General features: G+C 58.3%; 5 protein-coding genes. All 5 read right to left on the reverse strand.

Translation table 11 applies throughout. The annotated features are described in order from the left end of the window. Positions 1 to 277 (reverse strand): MFS transporter (locus AC2VLV_RS03420; RefSeq protein ID WP_486988638.1); only part of this gene is annotated, 277 nt, incomplete at its 3' end. 180 nt (positions 278 to 457) lie between these two features. Further along, complete coding sequence (locus AC2VLV_RS03425; RefSeq protein WP_486988639.1) at positions 458 to 4,486, reverse strand: NACHT domain-containing protein; 4,029 nt, start codon at positions 4,484 to 4,486, stop codon at positions 458 to 460. Positions 4,487 to 4,500: 14 nt separating this feature from the next. Further along, entirely contained in the window at positions 4,501 to 4,872 is a 372-nt protein-coding gene (locus tag AC2VLV_RS03430) for a DUF6375 family protein (protein ID WP_486988640.1), read from the reverse strand. Positions 4,873 to 4,904: 32 nt separating this feature from the next. Then, complete coding sequence (locus tag AC2VLV_RS03435; RefSeq protein WP_486988641.1) at positions 4,905 to 5,822, reverse strand: radical SAM protein; 918 nt, start codon at positions 5,820 to 5,822, stop codon at positions 4,905 to 4,907. Between the two features lie 134 nt (positions 5,823 to 5,956). Next, the coding region (locus AC2VLV_RS03440) for an NAD(P)H-dependent oxidoreductase (RefSeq protein ID WP_486988642.1) at positions 5,957 to 6,185 on the reverse strand (229 nt) is incomplete at its 5' end.

The raw sequence follows: 6,185 nt of genomic DNA on the forward strand, positions 1-6,185 counted from the left end.
AGGAACCCAGCACGAACACCGCCGCGCCGGCCATCAGCACGCGCCGCCGCCCGAGCAGATCGGCCAGGGTGCCGCCGGTCATCAGCAGCGCGGCATAGCTCAGGTTGTAGCCGTCCACCACCCATTGCAGCGCGGGCAGCGGCGCGTGCAAGCCGACGCCAATCGCAAGCACCGCGAGGTTCACGACCGAGGTATCCACCTGGGCGATGAGCACGGCCAGGCAGAGAATGAGCAGGATGACGCGGCGATCGGAGGGCGCTGCGGGGGCGTTGGACATTGCGTGAACTACGAGTTGGGCAGGCCGCCATCGTCGCCGCGCGCGCATCGCCACGCTTCGGCTCGCACCGAAGCATGGCTGCGCAGCACGACCGCACAGACCCATGCGAGACGCACAGGCTGGAACGCCGTCACCTCGATTCGCTACAAAACGCGCGCGCAAAAGTCGGCGCGACAATGTTCATCCGAACCACTGACACTTATAGACGTGAGTACGCTTGTGAATATGCTGGTGGTTCGCATAGTACTCATGCAGGTTGCTCGCCTCGGCTGACCGGTGATGGACGCCACGCTCTCCCCACATAAGCCACACCAGCGACTTGCCGGACTGCGTCAAGTAGCTGTCAAGAAGGTCACGACGCAGATAGCTGAAAGAGCCATTGATCTGCGAGCCATACTCGCCGATTTCGCGATACAGGGATGCGACGCCTGAAGTATCGTGCAAGTCCCATTTGTTGGCGCGGTACCTGAGACTCAAAGCCTCACAGAGCCGTTTAGAGGGCAGGCTCGCACCGCTGCTCTGGTTAACCACACTGTGGTAGCTCTCCCAGTTGTACTTCTGCACCGGGATGTCGACCGTGACGCCATTGTTTGACCGTCTATCAGCGGACACCATGTATTCGGCGCGGTCGTCCTCTCGCTCATTAGCGACCGGCATTCCCGGAGTCGAGGAGAAAGGCATCTCACCCGCATAGGTGTAGTAGTAGCTTGGCTCCTCCGGAATGGCGTAATTGCCGGGGTATTCAAGACCAGTGAACAACGTGCACAGGCGTTCGATGTCTCCGTTGTCCACGAGTACACCTCGGAGGAAAGTGAAGACCTGTCGGTCATCAGCGGGACCGTTTTGTTCGAGGAACCCATCAAGTACGATCCACGGCCCCGTCAGGCCATCAACCTCCGCGATCTCGAGGACGCCGCGGTAGTCTGGTTGCGGACCTCTCACCACCCAATCGCCGATACCCGTTGGCTGACCGCTGAACAAGTCTGGGAGCTGCAGGTCGATGCTCACGGCATCGAGTGGGAACGTCGGGTCGATGTCCGCATCTGAGGGGCGGGCGCTGGGCTCCTCGGCAAGGAGACCCTTTGCGTACCGGACACCCCACATCTCGAAGTAAGCGATCCAGCCGTACTTCTTCCCGTATCGGTCGACCTTGTGCTTGTCACCTCCCACACGAGGGCCGGAGTTCATTTGCCGGTCAACAGCTTCGAACTGCTCGGGGTCATAGCCAAGCACCAGCATTCGCGAAACGATTGCCGGCAGTACCCGCTGATACTCGGGGTTATCGAAGTCGTAGTTCGAACGATCTGGAATCAGTCTTCCGATCGTGTAGTTGCCGAAGTCCATTCGAATCGCCGCACGCTTCGCACGTTCGATCATCGCCGTGTCGTACTTCGGCATGTTCTCAAAGGGACTAGGCAGATGACTAAACGGTGGAAGGAGGTGAGCTGCCTCGTCCTCAGGCAAGCAAGCCGGATCAACCATCCTTGCGATGGCAATGGTTCCCAGACAGTACTGCTGATATAGGGCATGCCATGTAGGATGCGTCGCGCCAGGTGCGAACATCGCTTGATAAATCTCACGAGCAACTTTAGGCAGTGCCTCACGCATCTCCACAGCATTAATATCCGACCAGGTGGTCAGCGCCGCTCCGTAGGCTGCGGCGAACATCCGCTCAGGGACGTATGGGTCTGAAACGGCAATTGCCTCCACTGCCAGCCGGAAGAACTCTGCAGGCCGCTTGGTGGCGAATTCGTACAGGATCTTGGTGGCCACGTCGCGCAGCCTTCTGGACGTTGACGTCAACGTCCACATAACCCAGCGCGTCCGCCGAATTTCTCGCTCGTCTAGGTCGCCCGATTTCCATCTGGACGACAGGAACTTGAAGTCGTCTTCAATTTCCTCAGACCTCTCGCGAACCCACTCAGACCAGAATAGATCGCGCTGCGTATTGGGCATAACCAAGAGCACGCTGTGCAAGAAGTCCATGTCAAACGGGTGCGCTCGCGCCGCCCTGGTACTTCGGAGTCTCTTGAAGGCAATCTGTGCGAACTGCTTCGACTCCTGCATTGCGCAGGCGTACCGTTCTACCGTTTCCCGCCCGATATGGCTTGGGTCGCATTGCGCTGTCAACAGCAGAGCGTTCAAGACGATGCTCTCATCCGACAAGTCTTGCCAAAGCTGGCGTCTGCCAAGGCGTTGCGGATAAAGGCCAACAAGAGCCCGGAACACGTCAAAGGCGAAGGTATGCGACCCAGGCTCACGGAATTGGAAGTACGCGCGTCCTTCATCGCTTTGCAGCCACTGCGCCAAGTCCGGCCTAGCAAGCAGGTGGCGCGCCATCATATGTCCGGCCATCAGGTCGTATGAAAACGCGATTCCTTGGCCGCCTTCCTCAGAAGTCGTTCGAACGAGGACGCCTTCGGACTCCAGTGCGCGAATGACGCTGGCGTCCCAACTGCCCGTGTCTCGAACTGCACGCCGTGCAGCTTGGAAGTCCACGTTTCTCGCGTTGTCCTCCCAGAGGAGACCTGCGATCGTCCGCAGCGCATCTTGCACTTCATCCTGATAGATGCGATGCGCCGTCGGAGAAAGCTCTGCAACTCGTTCGGCAACCTTGTTGAAGTGCGCTTCGAACAGGCTTGCAAGCGAACTAGGCAGCGCCTCCACCCCGACAGAGTGCTGGCGTCGATGGTTCACCACCTCACAGAAGATTCTCAGCGTCAACGGGTGCTGCAAGAACTCAATTGGCAGATCCGCGTCAGTGGCGTCGATCTTGTAGTACTCAAAGTACTTGTCGATGGCCGTCTGCGGGTCTTCCTGGAACCCGTTGTGCTCAACTTGAGGAAACTCCTCGGGCAGACACATCTGCGCGAACTCATTGCGCAGAGTGACAACCAGCAGGACGTACGGAAAGTACTTAAGAAGCTCATTCGCTCGGGAGAGCTCATCCCTCCAATTTCTCGGGTCTTCCGCCTCATTTAGACCGTCAATCACGATAGGGATGCGCTTGCCCGCGCGCTGACCCGCCGCATCTACGGCCTCAACCAGCCGGTCGAAGCTCTCCGCCGGCCTGCCAGAAATCTTGAATGCAGACACGAGATCGTCAAGCCCCTGGCCTGCATGAAGATTCTTGCCCAGCAGCAAGACACCTCCGGGGAATTCTCCGTCCGCTTGCGTCACCTTGACGGCAAGCTCGGACTTTCCTTCGCCCGCAGCTGCAAGCACGGCCACGGCTCGAACGTCGATCGACTTCTCCAGACTGCGCAGCACCGACGAAACTGCGTGAGTGTCCGCGACCAGATTCGCGGCCAACGGAGCTCCATCCGAACGCGCCCCACGCAGCTTCGAGAGGAGTCGGTCGTAGCGCACCGGCAGCGACGGATTGGAGGCTAGCATTTGCTGTACAGCATCGAAGTCGCCCTTACCGAGCGCTGCGTGCAGGCTGTCGAGCAGGTCAGCCAATCCGGTAGCTCGAGCCAAGAGCGAGTCGACTCCGGTCTTGATCTCAGTTTTGAGTTGCCCTGTCAGCGAAGCAATGTCCGCGCAATTCGTTGTAAGGGCACGTGAGAGTTTCTCCAGTGATTCCCACGCGCCCTGGCCACCCAGACACCTGAGTATCTTCTCTTCTGCCCCAACAACAACGTGAACTTCCGGCTGGTATCGTCGCTTGAACGGAGCCGCAGCGAGCCTGTGCTGCTCAGCAAGTAGCGCAGGCGTCAGAACGAGCTCGCCGAAATAGGTTTCTCGAAGTAGCGCTCCCGGTCCAACCAAGAGGTCTTCGATATCAGTTGCCGTCAGCAGCTCCAACTTCAACTCGGGGAAGCGGTCTTTCTCAAGCGCGAAGAACCACTCTTGGTCTCCCTTTGTCAGTGTGTGGCGCGTCCAAAGCTTCCAATCGGTTACACTTGGGACATGCTTGCGCGTCTTCTCCATGCCCTCGATGATCTTGTTGCGGCGCGTCGCTCCCAAGTCTTGTCCGTTCGCCAGCTCATACCATTTGCATTGCCAACCAAACCAGCGTGGCGGCGCTCCGAGATCACAAGACTCCGTCAGCTGAAGATGAAACTCTACGCCTGGCTGGTTTGCGAGTTGCTTAAAGCGACCGAAGCGCCCGTAGTGTCGGCGCACCAAAGAGCGGCAAAGCTTCTCAAAGTTTTCGTCTGCGGCTCCGGGCAACTCGCTGAATACATCCCAATTTGCTTCAGGCATCGGCGCTTTCTCTGTCAGCTGGCATCGTCGGCATCGGAGGGGTAGTCGTGCGCCGAAAAGACTTCGACCTTCGCTCCAGCCTCGATGAAGAGCTTCACGAACGCGGACACTTCAGACTCGTCAGTCGTGACCGTGATTTGATCGCCTTCGCGGTTGAGGTGATAGTCAGATACTAACTGGCCGAGATCAGAAGGTCCTAAGATGTTGAGGTTCAAGCTACGCAGCAACGAGAGCATGTCGTCTGAAAATTTCTGATCCTCAGGCTCACCAAAGTGGAAGGACTGGCTGTCATCTCTCGAAGCCTGAGTGCTGAGCTTGTCAATATTCTTCTCTACCTTCTCTGCGTCTCGCGCGCGCTTGAACCTTCCGATGAGAACCAGGTTCATCGAGTGCTCAGACCCGTATCCGTTCCAAATTTTCATGATTGCTTCTCTCCTCTGATCTCTGAGGCACTTCTGAGTCGCTTAAGCGTCGACAGAACGCCGGCGTCGTCAATCTTTGCGCCGGCGGGCGAGTAAGAATTCGCGCGCAGTATGCCGGACGCGTCTATGTGCGCATAAGCCTGAAGGCCCCGCTCATCAGGCAACGGGTCGCACGTAGGCAGTCCTGACGCACCTGCCTCACTGACTGCAAGGCGAACCTTGCCTCTGTAGTGGGAGACCCAGTCGTGAAGTGCTCGGCCGACCACTCCATCCATGTTTGCGACCGCTTTGGTTGCTTGCTGAGGAAGCAACAGCAATTCGCTAGCTCCAACCTTTTGCGCGAGCTCGCTCATCGCGTCAAGTTCTGCAACCGTGCGACCGTTGACCACTACGTTGATCCCAAAGTGCGACAAGGTCGCAATAGACTCCATGCCTCGGAGCAGGCTCGCAAACTGCTTGCCGCGCTGTTCTTCATAGGTGCGACCTACTCCGTCAACGCTAATGCGTGCGAAGTGGATCGAGCCCTTGAGGCTCTCGACCAGCTGTGGCGTCAGGCGATGACCATGAGTCGTGAATGTGACCGCGAGCTGAGTCTCTCCCGCAGCCCGTTTGCATATGTCGACGAAGGCAGGATGCAGCGTAGGCTCGCCGCCGCCAAATCCAATGCCGAGGCACCCCTCAGTATCCAGTTCCTTCAACCAGCCGAGCACTTGGTCCGTATGCAGTGACGCCTTGTGCTTCGGAGCGTAGCAGTACGCGCAGTGAAGGTCGCAAACATTGGTTAGTGCAATGGATACCTGGCGGGGGGACTTCGACCAAACCGCCTCTTCCGGGCGTAACGCGTCTAGTAGGACATTCAGGCCTGTCAGACGATCAAAAAGGTGCACCCCGTTTGGGCCGATTCTGAACTTCATACGGCATTGTCACCGAACTCAGTTCTACCTTAAATGGGGTGGCGATCGCTGAGCACGCCAATGCTGTCGTCGCTACAAGCCGCGCCGAACGCCAGCTTTGATCGAGAACCAGCCTCCCGGGTATCGGATCGGTGCTAACTCCAACGCGCAGCGTAGGCCAATCGACACGTCGGCGCCGGTGGCGGCTTTGGAGCAGAACGACTGGCGGGTTTGATCAGACTACTCAGTCGAGGGCGCACGACATGGTCGATCCAGGCTTTCAGCACTGACGGCAGCGTGAAGTTGTGCATCGGTGTGGACAGCACGATCGCATCGGCGTCGGCCAGTTCGGCGATCAACCGATCCGAACATTGCAGTGCGGCA

Source organism: Thiomonas sp. TH-17, assembly GCF_057473305.1.